Source organism: Anaerocolumna sp. AGMB13025 (assembly GCF_029689925.1).
Taxonomy (GTDB): Bacteria; Bacillota; Clostridia; order Lachnospirales; family Lachnospiraceae; genus Anaerocolumna.
On record NZ_CP121445.1, the window covers coordinates 120,001 to 143,639 of the forward strand.

Below are 23,639 nucleotides of genomic sequence, written 5' to 3' on the forward strand. Positions count from 1 at the left end.
CGCTGTTGGGATACCACCCTTGCAGTATTGGATTTCTAACATGTGCCCGTGATCCGGGCAGTGGACAATGTCAGGTGGGGAGTTTGACTGGGGCGGTCGCCTCCGAAAGGGTATCGGAGGCGCTCAAAGGTCTTCTCAGAATGGTTGGAAACCATTCGCAGAGTGCAAAGGCAGAAGAAGGCTTGACTGCGACACCGACGGGTGGAGCAGGTACGAAAGTAGGACTTAGTGATCCGGTGGTATAAAGTGGGATTGCCATCGCTCAACGGATAAAAGCTACCCTGGGGATAACAGGCTTATCACTCCCAAGAGTTCACATCGACGGAGTGGTTTGGCACCTCGATGTCGGCTCATCGCATCCTGGGGCTGTAGTAGGTCCCAAGGGTTGGGCTGTTCGCCCATTAAAGCGGTACGCGAGCTGGGTTCAGAACGTCGTGAGACAGTTCGGTCCCTATCCGGCGCGGGCGTAGGATATTTGAGAGGAGCTGACCTTAGTACGAGAGGACCGGGTTGGACTGACCTCTGGTGGATCGGTTGTCATACCAATGGCATGGCCGAGTAGCCAAGTCGGGAAGGGATAAACGCTGAAGGCATCTAAGCGTGAAGCCCCCCTTAAGATAAGATATCCCATGCGAAAGCAGTAAGACCCCTTGAAGACGACAAGGTGGATAGGTTAGAGGTGGAAGTGCAGTAATGCATGTAGCTGACTAATACTAATAGGTCGAGGGCTTGACCAAAGAATAGGTTGTTCTTTAGAATATCCTATAGGGTATTTGTTCATGAATACCAATTTCTCTAGAGTTGTAAGATTCGAATTGAATCGGAAAATTCTAAACTTGTTGAAGATATTATCAGATGTAGTTATTCCTCGATAGCTCAATGGTAGAGCACACGGCTGTTAACCGTGGGGTTGTTGGTTCGAGCCCAACTCGGGGAGTTTTCCTAGTATTATTTAATTTTGTTTAAGTGATATGTTTGAACTTAAATATGGTATATATTTATTTGACTAGTAAAAAATATATTGGTATAATTAGTTATATATATATTATGGCGACATAGCCAAGTGGTAAGGCATGGGTCTGCAACACCCTGATCACCAGTTCAAATCTGGTTGTCGCCTCTACAGAAACCCCCCAGAAACTTTTAGTTTTGGGGGCTTTTTTATGTTTAAAAAATGATCTGTAAGATACGTATAAACTAGAAGTAATAAAAGATCATCTAAACTTTTAAATAAGGCTTAAAGATTCTTAGTGTACTCTGCCAATGCCACTTTACTAACAAGCATAATTTATAACTGCAAACTCAGGTTGCCAATCTGCAACTCTAAAATGGTTGATTTTGCTGATAAATACAGTATACTTTACCTAAAAAACAAAGAAAAGAGGTAGCTAATATGAGCTTTGCAGATAATTTGCAATCGATAAGAAAAGAGAAACAACTCTCCCAGGAGGAGTTAGCCGAACTGATTGGAGTAAGCCGCCAAGCGGTTTCGAAATGGGAACAGGGGAGTGGTTATCCGGAAACAGAGAAATTACTTATCTTATCCAGAAAGCTGAATGTTTCTCTAGATTATTTAATGTTAGGAGAAAGAGGTAACACAATTAGTGAAAAACCATTAGCGCAAAATATAATAGCACCAACAGGAAAAATTACAATAAGATCCTATGATGGAAAATCAATTGTTAATTGCTATAAAGTACTGGCATCGCTGGTTATGTTTAAAGCGAAGGAGGATGAGCCCAGGTATTGGTTATTTGGAGTAAATAATGGTGCATTTTGGGGAGAACAGTCAATTTTACTTGGATGGTATGCCAATGAAGGTAATATAAAAAAAGAAATGGATGATATCGCAGAAGCCATTAAGAAGGGAATTCCAGCTTACGATTTGAAATATGCCTCTAAGGTAAAAAATAAATTGCTGAGAGTAAAACTAGATGAAGATTGAAGGGGTAGTTTTTTAGTTACAGCATCAAGTTTATAAATCATAATATAGCCAAGCTTATTATCTTTGTAATCCATAATGTACCTAATCCATTATCATTGATTTTTTATCAGGTACATTTATGGCATTTGCTATGGAAAGAATACAAGTTAGAGAATATAATAGAATGTAATTCGTTGTAAGAAAACAGCTCACAAAGATGAATGAACCACTGTGAGCTGTTTTTGAGTTTATAATACTGTACTGTCTTATATTAGTAATTATACTGTGCAGCTTAATATTTTGTATCATAGGGCCAAGGCTGACCGCCGGCGATACATCCGCCATCCACCCGGTACTCACAGCCGGTGATATAAGCAGATGCATCGGAGGCAAGCAGGATGCAGGTACCGACAATATCCTCCGGATATCCCGGGCGGTTCATAGCAATCCGGTCAAGAAGATATTTGGAACGTTGTGGATGCTGCCAGGTAACGGTTGTGAGAGGGGTTTGTATATGACCGGGACTGATTGCATTGGCTCTGATATTGAATTTGGCCCATTCTACGGCTTGAGCTTTGGTTAATGCAACGATTCCGCTTTTGGTCGCCGCGTATACGGAGCAGCCGCCAAGGACCCAACCGGTATTATGAGAGCCTATATTGATGATGCTTCCATAGTTCTGGGTTCTCATGTAATGACCAACAGCCTGGGACACAAGGAATACTCCTTTTAAATTGATATCCATAATTCGGTCATAGGTTTCTTCTTCTACATCGAGAATACCTTCACGCTTATTTATTCCGGCACAGTTTACAAGTACATCGATATGTCCATATTGTCCGACCACTTCATCAACACAGGTTTTTATATTGTTCTTGTCCATGACATTTAAAAGATGGGTGGAAGCATTACCTCCGGCTTCCACTATTTTTGCCTTTAACTCCTCCAGCCGCTCTTTGTTAATATCGCACAGAGCGATGGCTGCTCCGGCTTTCGCTAACCCTTCACATAGTTCGCTCCCGATTCCTCCGGCAGCACCGGTAAATATTACAACCTTCCCTTCAAGAGAAAATAATTTCTCTAAATAAGATTTTTCTGACATTTAATAAACCTCCCTAGTTAGTCTGATAACTTATTCTATCTGACAAACTTCATATGACATTACTTAGTTTTTACGACCCATTAATGTTCTCACACACTATTTACGGATTTCTGTACCGGATAACTTTTCATAATACAAGGCAATACCGCTGTGGTCATTCTGTCCATAACCATCTGCATGGAGCATCTGAAGCATCTCCATTACTGCTGCGGTAAGGGGCAGGGGAGCGCCTACGCTGTGTCCGGTTTCCAGAGCATTATTTAAATCTTTTATATGCAGGTCTATCTTAAAGCCAGGTTTGAAGTTACCCTCGGTAATCATTGGGATTTTGGCATTCATGACAGTTGATCCGGCAAGACCGCCTTTGATTGCATCAAATACTTTTACCGGGTCAACACCGGCTTTTGTGCTAAGCATAAACGCTTCTGATACGGCTGCGATATTTAGGGCAACGATTACCTGATTGGCCAGTTTGGTGGTATTACCGGCACCTATATCGCCGCAATGTACGGCACTTGCACCCATCAGCATCAAGATATCGTATACTTCATCATATACGGTTTTATCGCCGCCTGCCATGATAGATAAGGTTCCGTCAATTGCTTTTGGTTCACCACCGGATACCGGAGCATCAATCATTCTTACACCCTTATCTGCACAGGCTTTTTCGATTTCCTGAGAGGCAATTGGTGCAATTGAGCTCATGTCAATAAGTATTGTTCCTGGTGCGGCACCTGTAAGCACACCGGTTTCACCAAGTATAACCGACTTTACATGTGGACTGTTGGGTAACATGGTTATAATTAATTTACATTCCATTGCAACCTCTCTAGAGGAGTATGCTGCGGTTGCGCCGGCTGTCACAAGCTCTGCTACATTTTCCGAAACTACATCGTATACAACCAGTTCATGTCCTGCCTTTATTAAATTTTTTGCCATGGGTTTACCCATAATTCCAAGTCCGATAAATCCTATCTTCATGTTAACTTACCTACCTTCCTTTTGCTTCGCTCAGGCACAAACCCTCAATAAAGTGCCTGTGTGTTTTTTTACTTTTCTGTTATATTTAATACAATAGCTACAATGACAGTGTGTTGTGGGAGAGTAATATAATTGCTTTCTTCGCTTTAATAAACAAGTTCGTTAATTAGCGAGTGCCTCGTTTCATTTTCAAGCATAACTAATTATCTCTGGGAACCTTCAATCAAATATTGTAAAACAGTTACTTAGGTTTCTACAACACAGGCTTATCACAAGGTTCCTGGTAATATTCCTAAATTTGAAGATAAAACAGTCAAAGCACTGACCCCAACCCTGCTATAATGTACGTTTAAGATATCCTTTCCATAGGATAATCTTTGTAAGAACAAGTTATTATGTACGATCTATTAGTCCTATCCGGTATTATAACGATTCTCTACAGCACCATCATTTTTTCAATAGCCTTTACAATGGATTCTTTTGTCAGTCCGTAATAATTTAAGACATCCTTGTAATTATGTCCGCTGCTGCCAAAGGTATCCATAACACCTACATATTCAATGGGTTTACACTCTTTGCATAGAACTTCTGAGATTGCACTGCCAAGGCCGCCGACTATACTGTGTTCCTCGGCTGTGACTACGGCTTTGCAGTCCTTTACCAGGTTGATTATGGCTTCTTTATCCAGCGGTTTGATCGTACTGACATTGACCACCTTTACTGAGATTTTATCTTTTACTTCCTGGGCAGCCTCTAAAGCCATCCCAACCATTATGCCGGTGGCAAATACTACAATTTCACTGCCGTCCTTTATTACACTTGGGATACCAATTTCAAAAGGTTTATCCTCTGTGGTTACATTCTCATAATCATTACGGTTTAACCGGATATAACAAGGACCATCCATATTTACTACAGCTTTTACTGCCTGTACGGTCTCATTGGCATCCGCTGGGGAGATAACGGTCATATTAGGGATTGCTCTCATAATAGCCAGGTCTTCTACCGCCTGATGAGTTGCCCCGTCACCGAAATCCGACATCCCGGAGGAGGAACCGCAGATTTTAACATTGAGCTTTCCGATTGCTATGGTCTGCCGTATCTGGTCATAGGCCCTGCCGCCTGCAAATACAGCAAAGGAGTTTGTGAATGGAATCTTCCCGGTCTGTGCAAGTCCCGCAGCGACGGAGGTCATATTAGCCTCTGCAATTCCCATCTCAAAATGTCTTTCCGGATAAGCTGTTTCAAATAATTTTCCCATAGTCGAGCCGCCAAGATCAGCATCCAGTACTACAATCCTCTTATCCTCACGTCCTAATTCAACCAATGTATTGCCATATGCCATTCTTTGATTTGTATATGCCATTTTTTTATCCTCCTGCTTACGATAATTCTTTGAGTGCTTGTGCATAGGTTTCTTCTGTCAGCATTCCGTTGTGGAAGCTGACAACATTTTCAGCAAAGCTTACACCTTTTCCTTTTACCGTGTGGGCCACAATTACCGTGGGCTTACCTTTTACGGTATCAGCCTCATCGAAAGCTGCAAGGATTTCTTCCATGTTATGTCCGTCTATTTCTATTACGTTCCAGCCAAAGCCTTCCCATTTTGGAATCAGGGGCAGGGTGTTAAATCTTTCTTCGATTTTGCCGTTTGCCTGAAGCTTGTTGTGATCTACGATTGCTACCAGGTTATCCGCACCAAAAGCACTGGCTGCCATAGCTGCTTCCCAGATCTGACCCTCGGCAATTTCACCATCCCCAACCAGGACATATACCTTGCGGTCAATTTTATCAAGCTTCATACCAAGTGCCATACCAAGGCCTATGGATAAGCCCTGACCCAGTGAGCCTGTGCCGGCTTCGATACCAGGTGTCTTTAGGACATCCGGATGCCCCTGGAGATAAAAACCGATTTCTTTTGTGTTTTTTAAATCCTCCACTGGAAAATACCCAGCTTCAGCGAGAGCAGCATACTGTAGTATTGCTACATGACCTTTACTTAAAAGAAAACGGTCCCTGTCGGTCATACCGGGATTCTTGGGGTCATGCTTCATTTTATGGAAATATAAAGCGGTTACTAAGTCGGCAGCAGAATTGGAACCGCCAATATGACCTGCAACTCCAACTCCGATGCTTATGACAACATCCCTTCGAAGTTTCTTCGCTATGTGGGTTAATTCCTCAATCAATTCCTTACTGTAAACCATATTCATCCTCATTTCTGCGCTGCTTTTTGTACACCCCAGACCTGTGAATGCAGCGCAAACACAAATCTGTTAAGTTACATATTTTTAAACTACATATAAATTTTATAAATAGCCTTCTCCCTAATGCAGATAATTCATCATTATTATTTCAGTCATTACCCCTGGTGGATGATTTCTCTTTACATATTCAGTCTTCGTCCTTGTACAGTAATATATCCTTACAATTTCAGTCATCACCCTAGTGCAGATGATTAATTCTTATAATATCGGTCATCACTCTAGTGCATATGGTTAATTCTTATAATTTCGGTCATTACCCTAGTACAGATGGTTAATCTTAAAATTTTCGTCATCACGCTAGTGCAGATGGTTAATTTTTATAATTTCGGTCATCACGCTAGTGGGGATGATTAATTCTTATAATTTCGGTCATCACGCTAGTGCAGATGGTTAATTCTTATAATTTTTGGTCATCACCCTAGTGGAGATGGTTTATCTTAATAACCCTTGTACAGATATTATCCTTACTAGTCCAATCTACAACTTGTGGGGATGATACTTCCTCACATTTACAGATTGACTGACCGGCAGCCCTCAAGAGTGCAGGAATAAACATTTATAAATAAACGTACAGAAAAAAGTACAAAAAGCAATTTTATAGCTCCTTATATTCAAAAGAATCAAAATCTGCATAAGCTCCCTGACCGGAAAGGTCCTGACAGCAGATACCGATGAAAGCGCCGGTGAACATGATATGTCCGGTAGAGGCATAATAATCATCTGAGAGTACGGTGGCATCCAGTTCTGTTCCAACCTTTATAAAACTGTTACCCTCTAAAGAATAAGAAAACTGTGCCGTTTCTTTGTCTGTTGTCAACCTTAAGTAAATTTCCCCTGTCTCCGGTAAAGATATACCTGCGCCAATTGGCTGTGTTCCCTTGCCAAGAATACAGGATATAATACTTAACACTCTTCCGGCAGTTTCATCCTCGGACACATATAAGTAGTAATAGCTAAGGGAATTATAGTAGTAGACCAGACCAGCCATAGTCTGGAAGTTTTTCGGTCTAAAATCCAATTTGGTGGTAACTTCGGTATAAAAGCTCTGCTGTCTGTGGGCTAAGAGGGACTGATGATGGAAGGAACTAAAGGATTCTCTTCCGTATAAACGTAAATAACCCTTCCGCTCTGTTAAGGAGGCGGCCGCTCCTAAAGGCACCCGCAAAGTTTGCAGATGAATACTATAGGCATCCTGGTCAAAGTCCTCCAGCAGATATTTTTTCTCTATAATAGAAGTGGTCTCTATTCCGTCGATTTCAACTCTTTCACAGGGGGTGTTCCCGCCATTTGCCAGGCGAAGCCATCCGTCTTTAAAGACAACTTCCTCCAGTGCAGTTTCCCGTCCCAAAATGCATAGACGGTCTTTGCCTACAGGTCTTGCGCATAAATGGGCCAAATACCATTTTCCATTGTGTCCCTTTGTTAAACTTCCATGTCCAGCTTTTTGAAGGGGATTTAAAGGGTCATGCCAGGCGGTTAACAACGGATTCTTTGGATCAACTTCATAAGGACCATAAAGAGTTTTGCTCCTTGCCATGGTTACCGCGTGTTCATAACCGGTTCCGCCTTCCGCAGTCATTAGATAATAATAATCATCCAGGTGGTATAAGTGGGGTCCTTCCGTAAATCGCAATTGTGTCCCTTTAAATATGTTAACCGGTTCGCCTACCAGTGCTTTCTTTTCCGGTGAATATTCCTGTATTATAATTCCACCGAATTTAGTGCTAAAACTCCGGTGATCCATGAGCATATTCAGCAGATATTTTTTCCCATCCGTATCATGAAAGAGGGAAGGGTCAAAACCGCTGGAATTTAAGTATACCGGTTCTGACCAGGGTCCCCGGATATCGGTGGCAGTTACAAGGTAATTATGAGTGTTCTTAAACATGCCGATAAAAGATTTCACATCGGTATAAATCAGATAATACGTCCCTTCACAGTAGGATAAGCACGGAGCCCAGATACCGCAGGAATCCGGTTCACCTATCATGTTTAATTGGGATAATCGTTCTAGGGGATGGCAGATTAACTCCCAATGGATAAGATCCGTTGAATGATGAATCTGCACTCCCGGAAACCATTCAAAGGTTGAGGTTGCAATATAATAGTCATTACCTACACAGAGAATGGAGGGGTCCGGATTAAAACCGGTTAAAATTGGATTGGTTGCATAAGCCATATAAAAATCTCCTTTCAGCCTTTTAAACCTGTGGTTGAGATGCCCTCAACAAAATACTTCTGGGCAACAAAAAATATAATGATTACTGGTAATACTGCCACACAGGCCATTGCCATTACTTCATTCCACTGGATTACCGACTCTGCATCAATGGATAGACGCAGGGCAAGTGATATTGTAAACTTTTTAACGGTATTAATATATATTAAGGAATTAAAGTAATCATTATAAGTCCACAAGAACTGGAATAATGCGGCTGAAAACAAGGCGGGCTTTAAAAGGGGTAATAAAATACGGTAAAGAACCTTAAAGGTTCCACAGCCATCCATATAAGCGGATTCGTCCAGTTCCACCGGCAGTCCTCGCATAAACTGGATTAGCATATAGGTGAAAAAAGGATAACAGGCAAAGAGTGCCGCCATATAAAATGGATTGTAGGTATCAATAAAATTCAGGGACCGGAAGATGGTATATCTAGGTATGATAATTACCGCATTTGGAAGCATTAAAGTAGAAATCAGTATTCCAAATAAAAATTTCTTCCCTTTAAAATCAAAACGAGTGAAGCCGTAAGCCACCAGGGTACTGGAAATTATGGTAAAGAGGGTAGTTGGGATCACAAGTTTAAAGGTGTTTAGAAAAAATCTTCCATAAGTCATTCCACCTACACTTTTCCAACCATCGATAAAGGGTTGTATACGAAAGCTCTTTGGAAGTAATGCAAGAGATCCAAAGATTTCATCATTGGTCTTAAAACTGGCAAAAAACATCCAGATCAAAGGATATATCATTATGAAACCTAAAATTATAAAACGGGCATATACGATAGCCTCGTGTATATTTTTCTTTGTTTTTTTATTCATCTTTACACCCATCGCATATCGCAAGTTTACTTGCGATACTGCCACAATAATAAAAGTTGAAAGAATTAAAATGTGGCATCCTTTCGATTCATAAATTTACTTTCAACTTTACACCCATCGCATATCGCAAGTTTACTTGCGATACTGCCACAATAATAAAAGTTGAAAGAATTAAATGTGGCATCCTTTCGATTCATAAATTTACTTTCAACTTTACACCCATTGCATATCGCAAGTTTACTTGCGATACTGCCACAATAATAAAAGTTGAAAGAATTAAAATGTGGCATCCTTTCGATTCATAAATTTACTTTCAACTTTACACCCATTGCATATCGCAAGTTCACTTGCGATATTGCCACAATAATAAAAGTTGAAAGAAATAAAATGTGGCATCCTTTCGATTCATAAATTTACTTTAACTTTACACCCATCGCATATCGCAAGTTTACTTGTGATACTGCCACAATAATAAAAGTTGAAAGAATAATAATTTCGGGTTTATTTAACATCATCCTCATAGAACACCCAAAAGCGCTGAGTTCCAAAGAGGACAAGTGTGACTGCTAAAATCAGGATAAAGATAACCCAGGAAGAAGCACTCGCGTATCCCATCTTATAATAAGCAAAACCGTCATTATAGAGCTTTAAACCCAGCATATACGTAGATTTTACCGGTCCGCCCTTGGTAATGACAAATGCAGAGGTAAAGTTTTGCAAAGCATTAATTGTCTGCATGATGATAGTAAAGAATAAAATAGGAGTAATCTGTGGAAAGGTAACTTTAAAAAAGGACTGTACTTTATTGGCGCCATCAATACCAGCTGCTTCATACAGGGATTGGGGTACCTGTTTTAGTGCGGCCAGAAACATAACCATGGAGGAACCAAACTGCCATATTTCCAGGGAGCTAAGTGTAGTAAGGGCAACTTTGGGATCGCCTAACCAGGATACCGGACCAAGCTTAAAGATATGTAAGAGAGAATTCATTAAGCCGTTATCCATAAACAGCAGTTTCCAAAGGAGTGCCACTGCTATACTGCCGCCAAACAGGGAGGGCAGATAAAAGATTGTTCTTAATACGCCGATACCTTTTCTTGTTTTATTAAGCATAACGGCTATGGCTAAGGATAATATGATTTTGCCGGGTACGGTTAATAAGGTATATTTGATTGTGACTCCCAGAGATTTATAAAATTCTTTGTCTTTTGTAAATAATCTAACATAATTATCGAATCCAATAAAGTTCATTTTTCCAAAAGCATTATAATTTGTAAAGGAATATAGTAAGGAAGCTATAAATGGATACAATTGTAATACTACCAAACCAATCAGCCAAGGTAATATATAGATATAAGCCTTATGACCCCTTTTTGCTATTTTTGAATGTTTCATTTCCTATCACCTCGCGTGTTAAAAGGAGCTGCCGCAAAATTGTAAGTTTTTTAAACCTGGCAGGTTAAAGGAGTCCTCCCTGTCAAGTACATTACGTTATGAATTTGCAACAGCTCCTTCTTTTAGAAGAATTGTTCTATTTTTTTTAGTCTACTATTGTAAGGATAAATAATCTGTTATTAATGATACCACTTCTTTTGCCTCATCGGCAGGTGATTTTTCACCAAAAGCAACATTTTCATAAGCATCAATTAAGATAGCGGTAACTTCTGCACTGGTAGTCATACCGGAATCGGATTTACCATTGTACTGCATACTTACATCAACTGCCATTTTTGTTAAAGGATTTAAGGTACCTGCCTCTAAGGTTAACTTCTGAGCTTTTTCCGTAGGTGGAACAGAACGTACGGTACCAAGTGTTTTCATGGCTTCTTCATTTGTAAAGAAGTAGTTTAAGAATAAAGCAGCTTCCTCTGGATGCTCGGATTTTGCATAAATACCTACATACTGAGGGCAGTCATTGACCCAGCCGTCACTTTTGCCATCAGCTAACAGCGGAAGCTGCCCGGCGATGTAATTCGGAGTTGGATTAGCCGCCTGCATAACATCAGCAGAGGAAGTATAGCCTACGTAAGCTACGTATTTGCCGGCAATCCAGTTAGGATCATCTTGATTGTTTACGCCATAGGTAGCCATATAAGACAAAGGTACTGCTACATTATTCTCGTATAACTGTTGTACAAATTCTAACGCTTTTGTAAATTGTTCTTCTGTCATATTCAGTTTATGTTCTGCATCATTGATGATGGGAGCTCCGTTCATCTGTCTTGCCATAGCGCGAAGTACGAAGGGCATCATGTAGGAATCGTTGCCGGAGATCAGATACATGGAGGGATCATAAGCCTGTACCTGTTTGCCCCACTCGATTAATTGTTCCCAGTTATAAGGTTTGGTGAAATCAATGCCAATTTTGTCAGCCAGATCCTTATTCACAACAATTGCGGTACCAGCCCTGCCCATAGGAATTGCATATTGGCTGCCGGAGCCGAATTGACCGTTGTTTTCTAAGAAGGTTGGGTCAAAGCCGGAGAAATCAATGCTTGTTGTGGAAAGGTTTAAAAGCTGGTTCTGTTTATAGTATTCCGGTGCCGCACCAGTTTCCAGCTGGATAATGTCAGGTGCAGTTTCAGAAGCAAACTGTGTCATCAGCTTGTCATTATAACCATCTTGTGCCCCGTATTCCGCTTCAATGGTAATCCAGGGATATTCCTTTTCAAATGCGTCTATTACTGCTAAAGTAGCTTCATGTCTCGCATCTCCACCCCACCAGGAGAAACGAAGGGATACCGGATCCTGCTTATCACCTGAAGTGGAAGCCTTAGAATCGGTAACCTTAGTTCCGGCGTCGGAAACCACATCGGTGCTGCCGGAGTCTTTTTTGCTGCATGCTCCTAAGGAAACCGCCAACAAAGAAGCAAGGATAACAGCTGATATCATTTTCTTTTTCATAAATAAAATACCTCCTATTTTTATTTATTGAAAGTTCTTACAGGTATGAAAATAAGCCTTTCAATACTAATATTGTATCATTGGTAAACCCATACAAAAAGGTATCCATCCTAACATAAGAATTCATATTTTACGGTGTTTTTAGAGGATGGTATCATCTTTACTTTTTTTTCTGCTTAATTAATGGTTGGAGCTGTTTCTGACCCAGAAGCCCTTGGAGTGTTATTGGGTTTGTCGGTATCCCGGATTGGAATTTTAAAGCTGATGGCAGTGCCCATGTCTTTTTTACTTAGGATATGAAGACCGCTGTATTCACCGTATTGAAGAATCAATCGGCGGTTTAAGTTGGTCAGCCCGATATTCTTTGACTTGGAATCATTAATCTTTACCTTTACTTCCTTTAATGTCGTTCTGGTCATACCACAGCCGTTATCTATGACATCAATGCAGATGTCCTCCTTTTTCCGGCGTATTTTGATTTTGATGCAGCAGCGCTCATGATAAGACCTGATACCATGGCTTACACAATTTTCAATAATGGGCTGAAGCATAAGCCGGAATACGAAAAATTCCAGGAGGGAATCCTCCAGCTCATAATAGATGACGATGTTGTTATTAAACCGTACCTCCTGAATTTCAATGTAAGCCCTTAGGTAATCCAGTTCTTCCCTTAGTGAAACAAATTCTGTTGGATTAGTCAGGGCGTATTTCATGATATTGGATAACTCCTGGATTAAGATGTGCAGTGTGGACTGGCCTCCAAGTTCCTTTAACACCTCCAAATCCATGGTCTGGAGAGTATTAAAAATAAAGTGGGGGTTAATCTGGAGCTGCAGTGCCATTAGCTCTGATATCTGGTATTGATGCTGCTTCTCCATTAAATTGGCCTGCATCTGGCTGTTTTTAATAAAGAGAAACAAAATGTTATTAAGTATCAGATTATATTCATCCTTAATAATCGGTTCCGGTTGTCCGATTACTTCCCCTCTTTCGGCAGAACTGAATACATCTACTAAATAGGTAATGTGCTTAAAGGCATCTTTGGTTATCATCCAGGCAAGGAGCATTACAATAAATAGGTTAATTGCTAGGATTGCTAAGGCTAGCCGTATAAAGTCTGTTAATTTTTCTGCAAATGCTTGAAAGGATATCATGGACAATAGGTAGGTCTGTTTGTAATCATCGGGTTTTACAGTGATAAGATAGTATTTATTGTTTAATTTAACCCATTTTTGATTGAGGGAAAACCGCCCCTTGGAAGCATACTCTTTTGCTATTTTATTAAACAAAGTAGATTCAGAAGCAATACTTAAAGACGTTTTCTTATTGCTCCGGTACAAAACTTCACCGTTTTTATTTAAATAATAAAAGCTTTGACCTGACATCAGCATATCATTTAATCTACGTCCAAAATTATCCGACTTGACATTTAAGATAACTACACCTTTGGCATAAGACATCCGCCGGTAAATGGTAATTACATCCTTTGCTTTATCATAGCTATAGCGTTTTAGTTTTCTGGTCTCTACAAACTGACTACTTTCCTGTGGTATTTTCTTATAATGGTCGAACCATTCCGTATCATAAAAGCTTTGAAAGGAAACCAGCTCATCGGAGGAGGAGGCCAGAAAGTTATTCAGACCATCCATATACAGGTAAATGGAATCTATGTACCGGTAAGAGGTCTGGGCACTTGTCAGATAGTTAATAATGGAATTCATAAAAATAATATCCCGGTATTCTAAAATATCATGCCGCATGAGTTTTTTCATAGAAATCATATACTGGGCATTCCGCATAGCTACGTCCTGCTGGTAAATGGAACTGTAGATTACATTAACAATATTATCATTAATGTTAGTTAAGGTATTTGATCCAATCTTTTTAAAATCATTTTGCTGTGCATTAATTACCAGATAACCCATAATTCCGAAAATTGTCATTAAGGGAATAATCATGATTAAAGCAAAAGACCGAAAGCGCTTGAAGAAAAATTTCTGCATCATGAATTAGGGTTCCCCTTTCTCTGTCCATTTCTATACTCCATGGGACTCATATTAAAATGAGCCTTAAATGCTCTGGAAAAATTCTTTGGATTATCATATCCCACATAAAAGGCTATTTCGTAATGCTTATAACTGGGGTCCATTAAAAGTTCACAGGCTTTTTCCATCTTAATCCGGTTCAGCCGCTCTAAAAACCCGCAGCCGGATTTTTCTTTGTAAATCTTTGAAAGGTAGTTTGGACTTAATCCCACTGCCTCGGCGGCGCCTTCCAGAGAGGCTTTTTGGTAATTGTCTGACAGATATTTGTCTACCCGGGTGATAATCTCGCTGTAATAAGTCTTTGGTTTAGCTGCCTCCACAAGGTTTTTCTCGTCAAGCTTTGATCTGATTTTTTCAAAACACAGAACCAATTCGTCGTATCTTATAGGTTTAAGCAGATAGTCAGATATTCCGTACAGGATTCCTGCCCGCATGTATTCGTAATCTTTATAGCTGCTGAAAAGGACTATTTTAAGATTGGGAAAACGTTGTAATTCCTTTGTCAGCTCAATGCCATTCATATTTGGCATGGATATGTCGGTCATAACCACATCTACCGGGTTATTTTCAATATAGGATAATGCACTCCGGGCATCAATAAAACGTGCCACTACGTGAAAGCCAATGTTGTTCCAGGGAAATAATTCTGAAATACCCTCTAAAATCTTCTCTTCGTCATCAATAATTACTAATTGATACATAGTTCTTCTCCTTTGCCCCAATATGGAAGATTCGGTTATTGCAAACTTATTTTATTTTTTTATTATCATTGTTACTTAATGCTCTGCCTTGTTCGGAATACTTAGCAGAATAATTCGTCCCATTTTAGTTTCAACTTAATTATATCATAACCTTAATTAACATAATATAAAGTAGTTTAAATACCCGTAAAAATGAAGAATTATCATAAATTTTGGGTCTCTTAGTAAGGACTTGTTGCTATGATTTAGGGTATTGGACCTGGGCATAGAATAAGGATTATATTTTGTAAAAATTTTGATTAAAGATTGCGCGAATATGCAGCTGCATTCTTTTTCTTGCAGCTATTCGCGCATACTTTCCACAAAATTTTTACAAAATATAATCCTTATTCTCTCCCAGGTAATTTAGTCTTTGAATTATGCAATGGCTAATAATATATTTAAAAACTCGATAAATAATGATGAAAAGAAATAATTTATCATCCTTTTCGTCTCCTGGTACCTGTGTTATGATTATTTTATGATTTACCACATCTTGATTTTATGTGCGCTTATGTACACGGATAGGAGTTAAGTTGAAAACCAAAAAAGGTTTTCAACATCTTGATTTTATGTGCTCTTATGCGCACAGATAGGAGTTAATATGAAAGTTGTTGTAGCTATTGATTCGTTAAAGGGAAGTTTATCCTCAATAGAGGCGGGTACGTCAATTAAGGAAGGCATTCTAAGTGTTTGCGAAGCTGAGGTAATTGTAAAACCTCTGGCGGATGGGGGGGAAGGTACGGTTGAGGCTTTGCTTGCCGGTATGGGAGGCAGGGAAATTATACTTGATGTTACCGGACCCTTGGGTAAGAAGCTTACCAGCAGTTATGGGATTCTTACGGATAATAGGACGGCAGTAATTGAGATGGCCGCTGCCGCAGGGATAAAACTGGTTTCTAAGGAAGACTTAAATCCACTGTATACGACCACGTTCGGAGTTGGTGAAATGATTAAAGATGCCATTAACAAAGGGTGCAGGAATTTTATTATTGGAATCGGTGGAAGTGCAACCAATGATGGAGGGCTTGGGATGCTTCAGGCTCTTGGGTATCAGTTTTTTGATGAAAGGGGAAAACTGGTTGGACCAGAAGGCAGAGAACTTAATAAAATTGCAGATTTTAGTACTGTTTTAAGTTTAAAGGAATTAAAGGAGTGTACTTTTAAAATAGCTTGTGATGTTACAAATCCTCTTTATGGTCCATTAGGAGCTTCTCCTGTATTTGGTCCTCAAAAAGGTGCAACACCGGAAATTGTTGAAATTCTGGATAAAGGTCTTAAAAATTTCGCAGAGGTGGTAAAGAAAGTACTCGGACAGGATACGGCTTCTTATCCGGGAACTGGAGCAGCCGGTGGTCTGGGATTTGCTTTTCTGACCTTTTTAAATGGCACGCTGGAATCCGGTATCAATATTATATTAGAGGAAATCGGTCTGGAGGAAGATATTCTAGATGCAGATTATGTCATCACGGGAGAAGGAAAGCTTGATTTTCAGACTTCCATGGGGAAAGCCCCCGTTGGCGTTGCTAAATTAGCCAAAAAGTATGGAAAAAAGGTAATTGCTTTTGCAGGCGGCACCACAAAAGATGCGGCCAAATGCAATGAAGAAGGTATCGATGCATATTTTAGTATTTTGCAGCTTCCCATGACAGTAGAGGAAGCCATGGAGTTTAATACTGCCAGAATGAATTTATTTTCCGCTGCCGCCCAGGTCTTTCGATTAATAAAAGCAGTAAAAGCATTTTAATGTTTATGACATCTTTTTAACAAACACTTGGAATACTATTCAAGTGTTTATGGAAATAACAGGATGTTTAAATATGAATTCGATAGGGGGAGTAAATATGCATAAGACGCTAAAGAAGATTTTGTATCTGGTAATGGTAATTTTTATATATATTCAGGCAGGTAAAACCTGTACGGCAGAATCGGTTTATACTTTTTCGAACGATAATCCGTATACATATAAGGGAGAAGAAGTATTTCAAATAAAAGAAAATGTAACGGCTGATGATTTTAGTAAGGATGGAAGTGTTAGTTATCCCCAGGTAAAAGAAATTATTGTGGCCAAGGGAGTTACTGTTTTTGATTGGGATTCATTAACGAAGGGGTATTTCCCCAATGTAGAGACAATAAAGATAGCTGGTACGGTTACGGATATAAAAAGCAGCGGGTACAATTTCTACAATAAATTGGTAAGTTTAAAAGACATTCAGGTTGCAGAGGATAATCCCATTTTTTCAATGGAAAACGGTTGTTTCATTAACAAAAAGAAAGCTTTGTTGATTCAATATCCACCGGCAAGGGATAATACTTTTTGTGAAATCCCGGATACCGTAACTACAATTACGGGCAATGCGTTTATGAATGCCGGTAACCTAAAGACCTTAACCATAGGGGCTAAGTTAAAAAGCGATCAGATTAAGAATATCAGAGAGCAGTTAAACTTTATACAAGAGTTTAAAGTCAGCAGTAAAAATCCTTTTTTTCAAGCAAAGGACGGCGTCCTATTTAACAAAAAAGGTGATACTCTTCTTTTTCATCCGAATGGAAAGGGTGAATCCTATTCCGTACCAAAGGGAACCCTTACCATCGAGACTTATGCATTTTATCAAAGCAGCCTTAAGACAGTTGCTTTACCAAAAGGGCTGAAAACAATAAATGACAATGCTTTTTCTACATGTTTTCAACTGACCGGAATTACAATACCAAAATCGGTTACCAAGATAAAGATCTCTGATTTCAGGCAATCAAAAGAACTGGAATATATCGGGATGGAAAGCGGAAACAAGCTGTATTCCTCCTACAACGGTATACTGTATAATACAGCAAAGACAAAATTAATATTAGTACCAAAGGCGTACAAGAAATCAGCTTTAAAGTTTCCGAATACCTTAACTGAGCTGAACTTAAATAGTTTTGATTTATCAGAAACGACAGAAATACAGATACCGAAGGCTTTAAAAAAATTAGATTCATTTACGGATACTCCAAAATGCTTTGATAAAATCACCGTGGATGCCGGTAACAAAAATTTTGTATTAGATAAAGGTTCTTTATACAGTAAGGATAAAACAATACTTTATTTATTTAAAAAGCAAACCAAAGGAGAGTTCCCAGAGGGGCTTATGGAACTTAATATCCTCAATCTGCTTGATAGCGGTATAACAGAATTAGCTCTTCCTAAGAAGGCTAAGATTATATCCTGGACAGAAAATATTTATGATATTCCCTCTCTTAAAAAGGTTACAGCCAATGGCAGTATGTATTATACCTTAAAAAACGGTATGCTTTTAAGTAAAGACGGGAAGATTCTCTACGATATTCCAAGGAATAGGAGTACCCTGGATATTCCGGATACGGTAAGAGAAATCGATTCAATTTTTACGTTATCAAGGCGGAATTTTACCCAGATTAGCATTCCAGAGTCCTTTCCGGATCTTAACACGAATAGTTTTGATAACTTTACCTCAGTTACTTCGGTTATTGTAGATAAGGATAATAAATCATTTACCAGTATAGACGGAGTTCTGTATGACAAGGGGGTTACCTTATTATTATATTATCCTATTAGGAAAACTGATAAAAGTTATGTAGTTCCAGATACCGTAGAGGTTATCCTTGCTTCTAGCAGTCTTGTAAATAACCCTTATTTGGAAGACCTGACCTTATCAAAGGCATTGGAGTATAGGGCTTATGATTTGCATATGAGCCGGTCCCTGAAAGAAATTAAGGTAAGTGACGACAATGCATTTTACAAAGGTTTGGATGGTGTACTGTATAATAAAGATATGACGGAGTTACTGGCATACCCTCACCAAAAGCCTGATAAGACATTTACAATACCAGATAGTGTAATTACTGTATCTGGCTTTTGCGGTATCAAAGAACGTAATTTAATTGATGATTATCAGTATACAGTGGAAGCAGTTTCAAATCCTTATCTTGAAACCTTGAAACTTGGGAAAAATGTTAAAACTTTGTTCAGTAGTTATGATGGGGACCCAATTTGGGATTTTAAAAACCTTCAAAAGTTTGAAGTGAATGAACAGAATAAGTATTTTAGCACGAAAGACGGAATTCTTTATAATAAAGAATGTTCCATTATGTATCTTTATCCAAAGAAATCCAGAAACACGGTATTAACAATTCCTGGGGGAGTTAAAAAGATTGAAACTACCTGTCTGGCATCAGCCGCGAACAATAAATATTTGACATCAATTGCAGTGAAAGATGATAATAAAGCATTCAGTGCGGACGGCAGTATTTTAATGAATTATATGGGTAATCATAAATATTTTGAGATTGGTGATACAGAGTATAACAAGGTGATCTATAGTGATTAGATATAAGCAGTTAGAAGCTTTAAACGATCTGATTGTCATTCAATAAAAAGTGTAGATGTTGGAGTTACTCTCTAATATCTACACTTTTTTGGTACTTAAAAACCCAATGGCAAAAAACATGAGGGAATAAACAATACACCAAGTTTTTCGTGGCATAAGGGTTTTACCTATAATAAAAATACTAGTGCTATCGGATTTTTGAAATTATCCTTCCTTTATGGGTATATAAGTGAAATTTCTTTTGTGGGGAATGTGGCATTTTCATTTGTACATCACATCATGGGTATATATGCGCTGAAATTTCTTGACTTACTATTTATTATGAGGTATTATCAAAATAATTTAAAATTATTAATTGGAGGACATAAACATGTATTTATCTAATATGCATCATCATAATCATTGGAAAAGCTAGCCTATGAATATTCATGGGCTTGTTTTGTTGGTTATGCCCATGAGATGCTTATTTGATAAAGGTGAAAGTCTTTCTATCTTAAAAAGCCATCCAGGGATAACCCGGATGGCTTTTTTTGCACAGTAAATTTGCCGATTAGACAGTAAATTATTAAATCAGGAGGAAAATAAAATGGAATTTATTAAAACACCAGTAAAAGGTATGTGTGATATCTTACCGGAGGAAATGAGATTAAGGGAATATGTGCTTACTATGATAAAAGATACCTATGAGTTGTACGGTTTTTCTCAAATAGAAACACCGGTTGTGGAACACATCGAAAATTTAACAGGAAAGCAAGGCGGTGAAAATGAAAAATTAATGTTTCAAATTATGAAAAGGGGAGAGGAGCTTAAAAAGGCTTTTCAGGAGGGAAAAGAAGAACTGGCGGATTTAGGTTTACGTTATGATTTAACAGTACCCTTGGCCAGGTATTATGCAAATAATATGAATAAATTGACAATGCCCTTTAAAGCCTTGCAGCTAGGCAATGTCTTTCGGGCTGATAAGCCCCAAAAAGGAAGATTCCGTCAGTTTATGCAATGCGATATCGATATATTAGGGGACAACACAATTCTTGCTGAAATAGAATTGATTGCTGCTACCTCGGCGATGTTAACTAACATTTTTAAGGAAGTCGGTATAACTGAATTTACCGTACACATAAATGACAGACAAATACTAAAAGCTATAGGGGCTTATGCTGGCTTTTGTGAAGCCGACTTCAATGAAGTGTTCATAAGTCTTGATAAGATGGACAAAATCGGTGCAGAAAAAGTGAAAGAAGAGTTGCTCTTAAAAGGATATTCCGTTGAGAAGGTGTCAAAATTTATCTCTGTGTTTGACAACCCATACATTGATATTAGCTGTGCTGAATTCTGCGAGTTTTTAACTAAGGGTTTTATTGACACACAAGTAATTAAAAATTTGGATACCATAATTACTAGTGTTAAAAACATGATTAACAAGAACGTGAAGTTAGTGTATAATCCTGCCCTGGTAAGAGGAATGTCTTATTATACCGGTACTATTTTTGAGATCGGTATTGAGGGATATAATTTTTCAATCGCCGGCGGTGGTCGCTATGATGAAATGATAGGGAAATTCAGCGGTCAAAGTATAGCAGCCTGCGGCTTCTCCATTGGTTTTGAGCGGATTGTCACAATCCTTAAGGATTATGCAAAAGAAAATAATTTTAGTATAAAAAAGAGGCTTGCCATTTTAATTGATAAGAATATGAGTGCCGAAAAAACCATAGATATACTTAAGGAGGCAACTGTTTTAAGAAAAAGCGGAGCCATAGTTTTAGTTCAGCCTTTGAATAAAAATGTCAAATATCAAGTGGAAAATCTCGAGAGAGAGGGATATACAGAGATAAGGAAAGTATATACCTAGCTAGGAGTATAGGATAAGGCTTTCTAGGATAATTTTATTTTACCCTAGAAAGCCTTATAAATTAATCGCTATTGGAATTGTTTTTAATGACGTTAAAATAGTAATCTAGTATATTACTAACAGCAATCCTTACCTTTTGATAATAGTATAATAGGGGTTTTTTAGTTCACTTTTTTTAGTACATAATAATAAGGTTTCATACCTCCCATTGTATAATCTCCGGATTTCCATTCAAAAAACATATACTGGGAACCGTCGATTTCTTCTATCGTATATTTACTGGCGGTCTTGTCATTATGGTGAAGAATATATCCTTTTGTCCAGGTCAGCCAATCAACCGGTGTAGTTTCGTCTGAGGTGACACCAGTGACAACAGGCTGTGCCATTTGACCATTGGGAAGCAGTTTAAGGCTCTTAAGAAATAATTCACCTTGCCAGGATGGTTCTCCTACATTGAAGTCTTCAATTTCCTCTACAAAATCAACACTTTCCCACTTTCCAAGCGCATCTTGATCATCTACAAAGGGATAATCAATATTATCTTCAATTCGCTGAGGTGTGGTTACCTTGGTGGTATCCGCTTTTGTTTCCGTTGTGCCTGTAAGAAAAGCCGCTCCGGTTAGGAGCAGTGCTGCCAGAGCAAAAGCAGATAATCGATAAGAATTCTTCTTAAATACTTTAATCATCTTAATTCTCCTTTTTATTTTAGATTTGTTATTTATAATGCCTGCCACTGCTGGCAGACATGGCGCCCCAATTGATAATTCTGCGATTCTTATAATGGTATATCCATAGCTTTTTACTTCCGGCTCACTTAAAACAGACAGGGCAAGAGAATCACAGCAGATTTCTCTGTCTTCCCTCATTTTGTGAAAACCATACCAGATTAGAGGATTAAACCAGTAAAGGATACTTAAAAAGCTTACAATATAATTTATTAAGATATCTTTCCGCCTTACATGTGCCAATTCATGCAAAAGGATATACTTGAAATGGATTAAATTATTTTTGTCTAAAGAATATTCTGGTATTAGTATGATGGGATTAAAAAAACTAGTGACACAGGGAGATTTAACAAGGCAGGTCTTAACTATAGAAATATTTTTTGAAAGGTTCAACAGGTGTTTACATTCATTAAGGTTAGCTAATATGTTAGGGTCTTTCACACGGGGAGCTTTTTTTATGCGGAAAAAAAATAATTGATTAGTTATCAATGTCACCGTACCGAAAATTAAAACCCCGGATAACCAAATAAAAGGAACTATGTTCTTAGCTGAGGATATGATAGTTATAATACGCTTTGGTTTAGATTCCACTTTTACCAAGGGGGTTTCCGCTTTTTCTTCACTGGCCTTGTAGGTAGTTTCATTTACAATGAGAGCTTTGGTAGGGGTTGGATTAAAAGTTAACGTGCTGTTGTAAGAAGGAATATAATTAAATAAGCTTAAATTGCTAGATGGAGTAAATGGCACGATCAAGCGGAGAAGTAATATGAACCAGACAGCATACGAAAACCTCAACCCAATCCGGTCTTTTATTATTAACTTACTAAAAAGAATAAAAGCTACAATAAAACTACCCATAAAGGATAACTGAAGGATTTTATGAAATAGTAAATAAATAAATGCCATAAAACTACTTCCTTTCATTCAGAATGGATTTTAATTCTTCAATCTCTTCTTCTGATAAATTTTCTTCCTCCATAATGTTAAGCAGCATGGATTTTAATGAACCACTGTAAACCCGGTGCAAAAAGGATACGCTTTCTGATTTTCTGCACTCATCTTCATTCACCAGAGAGAAATATTTATATTCCCTTCCATAGGGTTCAAAACCAACAATCTTTTTATCAATTAACCTTCTTATTAATGTTTTTATGGTTTTAGGCTTCCACTTACTGGTATCTTTTAATTGCTCTATGATTTCCTGCGCAGTGCAGTTGGGGTTTTTCCATATAACATTCATTATTTCCCATTCGGAATCGGATATGTTAGCATTATTCTTCATAATTAATTTCCTCCTAATCGATTACAAATGTAATCTATGGAAATATATTACTGCTATTGTGTAATTTTGTCAACTAATATTTTATTACTGGTTTAACACGAAAATTTATTACTGATTTAACACGAATATTTATTACTGGTTTAACACGAATATTTATTACTGGTTTAACACGAATATTTTATTGCTGGCTTACTATTATTGAATGATATTAAAATTGGTATGTTATTTCATTTCATTATGGCTTAGGGAATTAATGAAGACCGGCAAAAAGAGCTTCAATATTTTTGCAATTTGTCTCTGATCGTATACAAAAATAAATTTCTCGCGAGAATTTTGCGAGATGCGTCTGATACAATTTAGTTAGTACATTAGTCCTGCTAATTGCTGGGGAGAAGTAAATAATAAACTATGATTTTTGATAAGGGAATATGT

The 23,639-nt window shown here is 38.3% G+C and carries 16 protein-coding genes, 2 tRNA genes and 1 rRNA gene (1 of these 19 running past the window's edge); 7 read left to right on the plus strand and 12 right to left on the minus strand.

Annotated features, from left to right (window positions below):
* The 4 genes from QA584_RS00510 to QA584_RS00525 all read left to right on the plus strand — a co-directional run.
* Positions 1-737: ribosomal RNA gene (locus QA584_RS00510) — 23S ribosomal RNA — on the plus strand (it extends 2,235 nt beyond the left edge of the window).
* Positions 738-865: 128 nt separating this feature from the next.
* Positions 866-937, plus strand: a tRNA-Asn gene (locus QA584_RS00515).
* 112 nt (positions 938-1,049) lie between these two features.
* Positions 1,050-1,120 (plus strand) — tRNA-Cys (locus QA584_RS00520).
* 273 nt (positions 1,121-1,393) lie between these two features.
* Entirely contained in the window at positions 1,394-1,945 is a 552-nt protein-coding gene (locus tag QA584_RS00525; RefSeq protein ID WP_278272572.1) for a helix-turn-helix domain-containing protein, read from the plus strand.
* Between the two features lie 271 nt (positions 1,946-2,216).
* On the opposite strand, the gene QA584_RS00530 is transcribed toward QA584_RS00525, so the two are convergent.
* The 10 genes from QA584_RS00530 to QA584_RS00575 all read right to left on the minus strand — a co-directional run bounded on the left by QA584_RS00530 (position 2,217) and on the right by QA584_RS00575 (position 14,966).
* The gene (locus QA584_RS00530; protein WP_278272573.1) at positions 2,217-3,026 is read right to left on the minus strand and encodes an SDR family NAD(P)-dependent oxidoreductase; all 810 of its coding nucleotides are present in this window, start codon (positions 3,024-3,026) and stop codon (positions 2,217-2,219) included.
* A gap of 96 nt (positions 3,027-3,122) precedes the next feature.
* A complete protein-coding gene (gene garR / locus QA584_RS00535; RefSeq protein ID WP_278272574.1) occupies positions 3,123-4,007 on the minus strand; it encodes a 2-hydroxy-3-oxopropionate reductase in 885 nt (294 codons plus the stop codon).
* Positions 4,008-4,443: 436 nt separating this feature from the next.
* Positions 4,444-5,373, minus strand: a complete 930-nt coding sequence (locus tag QA584_RS00540; RefSeq protein WP_278272575.1) for a transketolase family protein — start codon at positions 5,371-5,373, stop codon at positions 4,444-4,446.
* 16 nt (positions 5,374-5,389) lie between these two features.
* Entirely contained in the window at positions 5,390-6,214 is an 825-nt protein-coding gene (locus QA584_RS00545; RefSeq protein WP_278272576.1) for a transketolase, read from the minus strand.
* Positions 6,215-6,869: 655 nt separating this feature from the next.
* Positions 6,870-8,453, minus strand: coding sequence for a glycoside hydrolase family 43 protein (locus QA584_RS00550; protein ID WP_278272577.1), 1,584 nt, complete (start codon positions 8,451-8,453; stop codon positions 6,870-6,872).
* Positions 8,454-8,467: 14 nt separating this feature from the next.
* Entirely contained in the window at positions 8,468-9,316 is an 849-nt protein-coding gene (locus tag QA584_RS00555; protein WP_278272578.1) for a carbohydrate ABC transporter permease, read from the minus strand.
* Between the two features lie 501 nt (positions 9,317-9,817).
* Entirely contained in the window at positions 9,818-10,711 is an 894-nt protein-coding gene (locus QA584_RS00560; protein WP_278272579.1) for a carbohydrate ABC transporter permease, read from the minus strand.
* Between the two features lie 153 nt (positions 10,712-10,864).
* On the minus strand, positions 10,865-12,220 hold the full coding sequence (locus tag QA584_RS00565) for an ABC transporter substrate-binding protein (protein WP_278272580.1): 1,356 nt from the start codon (positions 12,218-12,220) through the stop codon (positions 10,865-10,867).
* 176 nt (positions 12,221-12,396) lie between these two features.
* Positions 12,397-14,226, minus strand: a complete 1,830-nt coding sequence (locus QA584_RS00570) for a sensor histidine kinase (protein WP_278272581.1) — start codon at positions 14,224-14,226, stop codon at positions 12,397-12,399.
* Positions 14,223-14,966 carry a response regulator transcription factor gene (locus QA584_RS00575; RefSeq protein WP_278272582.1) on the minus strand — a complete coding sequence of 248 codons (744 nt, stop codon included), beginning with the start codon at positions 14,964-14,966 and terminating at the stop codon, positions 14,223-14,225. The genes QA584_RS00570 and QA584_RS00575 overlap by 4 nt, the downstream gene beginning before the upstream one ends.
* A gap of 643 nt (positions 14,967-15,609) precedes the next feature.
* Between QA584_RS00575 and QA584_RS00580 the strand changes: the two genes are divergently transcribed.
* The 3 genes from QA584_RS00580 (at position 15,610) to hisS (ending at position 21,200) form a co-directional block, all read left to right on the plus strand.
* The gene (locus QA584_RS00580; RefSeq protein WP_278272583.1) at positions 15,610-16,752 is read left to right on the plus strand and encodes a glycerate kinase; all 1,143 of its coding nucleotides are present in this window, start codon (positions 15,610-15,612) and stop codon (positions 16,750-16,752) included.
* A 97-nt stretch (positions 16,753-16,849) separates the two neighbouring features.
* Positions 16,850-19,351, plus strand: a complete 2,502-nt coding sequence (locus QA584_RS00585; RefSeq protein ID WP_278272584.1) for a leucine-rich repeat domain-containing protein — start codon at positions 16,850-16,852, stop codon at positions 19,349-19,351.
* A gap of 586 nt (positions 19,352-19,937) precedes the next feature.
* On the plus strand, positions 19,938-21,200 hold the full coding sequence (gene hisS / locus QA584_RS00590) for a histidine--tRNA ligase (protein WP_278272585.1): 1,263 nt from the start codon (positions 19,938-19,940) through the stop codon (positions 21,198-21,200).
* A gap of 161 nt (positions 21,201-21,361) precedes the next feature.
* Here hisS and QA584_RS00595 read toward each other — a convergent pair whose 3' ends face one another.
* Positions 21,362-22,831 carry a M56 family metallopeptidase gene (locus QA584_RS00595; protein WP_278272586.1) on the minus strand — a complete coding sequence of 490 codons (1,470 nt, stop codon included), beginning with the start codon at positions 22,829-22,831 and terminating at the stop codon, positions 21,362-21,364.
* Positions 22,832-22,835: 4 nt separating this feature from the next.
* Positions 22,836-23,207: a BlaI/MecI/CopY family transcriptional regulator gene (locus QA584_RS00600; protein ID WP_278272587.1), complete on the minus strand. Its 372-nt coding sequence runs from the start codon at positions 23,205-23,207 to the stop codon at positions 22,836-22,838.
* Positions 23,208-23,639: the final 432 nt, after the last annotated feature.

Coding starts and splice junctions, on each gene's coding strand:
- QA584_RS00560 (WP_278272579.1), bottom strand. CDS start 10,711: ATGAAACATTCAAAAATAGCAAAAAGGGGTCATAAGGCTTATATCTAT.
- QA584_RS00540 (WP_278272575.1), bottom strand. CDS start 5,373: ATGGCATATACAAATCAAAGAATGGCATATGGCAATACATTGGTTGAA.
- QA584_RS00585 (WP_278272584.1), top strand. CDS start 16,850: ATGCATAAGACGCTAAAGAAGATTTTGTATCTGGTAATGGTAATTTTT.
- QA584_RS00550 (WP_278272577.1), bottom strand. CDS start 8,453: ATGGCTTATGCAACCAATCCAATTTTAACCGGTTTTAATCCGGACCCC.
- QA584_RS00575 (WP_278272582.1), bottom strand. CDS start 14,966: ATGTATCAATTAGTAATTATTGATGACGAAGAGAAGATTTTAGAGGGT.
- QA584_RS00565 (WP_278272580.1), bottom strand. CDS start 12,220: ATGAAAAAGAAAATGATATCAGCTGTTATCCTTGCTTCTTTGTTGGCG.
- hisS (WP_278272585.1), top strand. CDS start 19,938: ATGGAATTTATTAAAACACCAGTAAAAGGTATGTGTGATATCTTACCG.
- QA584_RS00580 (WP_278272583.1), top strand. CDS start 15,610: ATGAAAGTTGTTGTAGCTATTGATTCGTTAAAGGGAAGTTTATCCTCA.
- QA584_RS00570 (WP_278272581.1), bottom strand. CDS start 14,226: ATGATGCAGAAATTTTTCTTCAAGCGCTTTCGGTCTTTTGCTTTAATC.
- QA584_RS00595 (WP_278272586.1), bottom strand. CDS start 22,831: ATGGCATTTATTTATTTACTATTTCATAAAATCCTTCAGTTATCCTTT.
- QA584_RS00555 (WP_278272578.1), bottom strand. CDS start 9,316: ATGAATAAAAAAACAAAGAAAAATATACACGAGGCTATCGTATATGCC.
- QA584_RS00545 (WP_278272576.1), bottom strand. CDS start 6,214: ATGGTTTACAGTAAGGAATTGATTGAGGAATTAACCCACATAGCGAAG.
- garR (WP_278272574.1), bottom strand. CDS start 4,007: ATGAAGATAGGATTTATCGGACTTGGAATTATGGGTAAACCCATGGCA.
- QA584_RS00525 (WP_278272572.1), top strand. CDS start 1,394: ATGAGCTTTGCAGATAATTTGCAATCGATAAGAAAAGAGAAACAACTC.
- QA584_RS00530 (WP_278272573.1), bottom strand. CDS start 3,026: ATGTCAGAAAAATCTTATTTAGAGAAATTATTTTCTCTTGAAGGGAAG.
- QA584_RS00600 (WP_278272587.1), bottom strand. CDS start 23,207: ATGAAGAATAATGCTAACATATCCGATTCCGAATGGGAAATAATGAAT.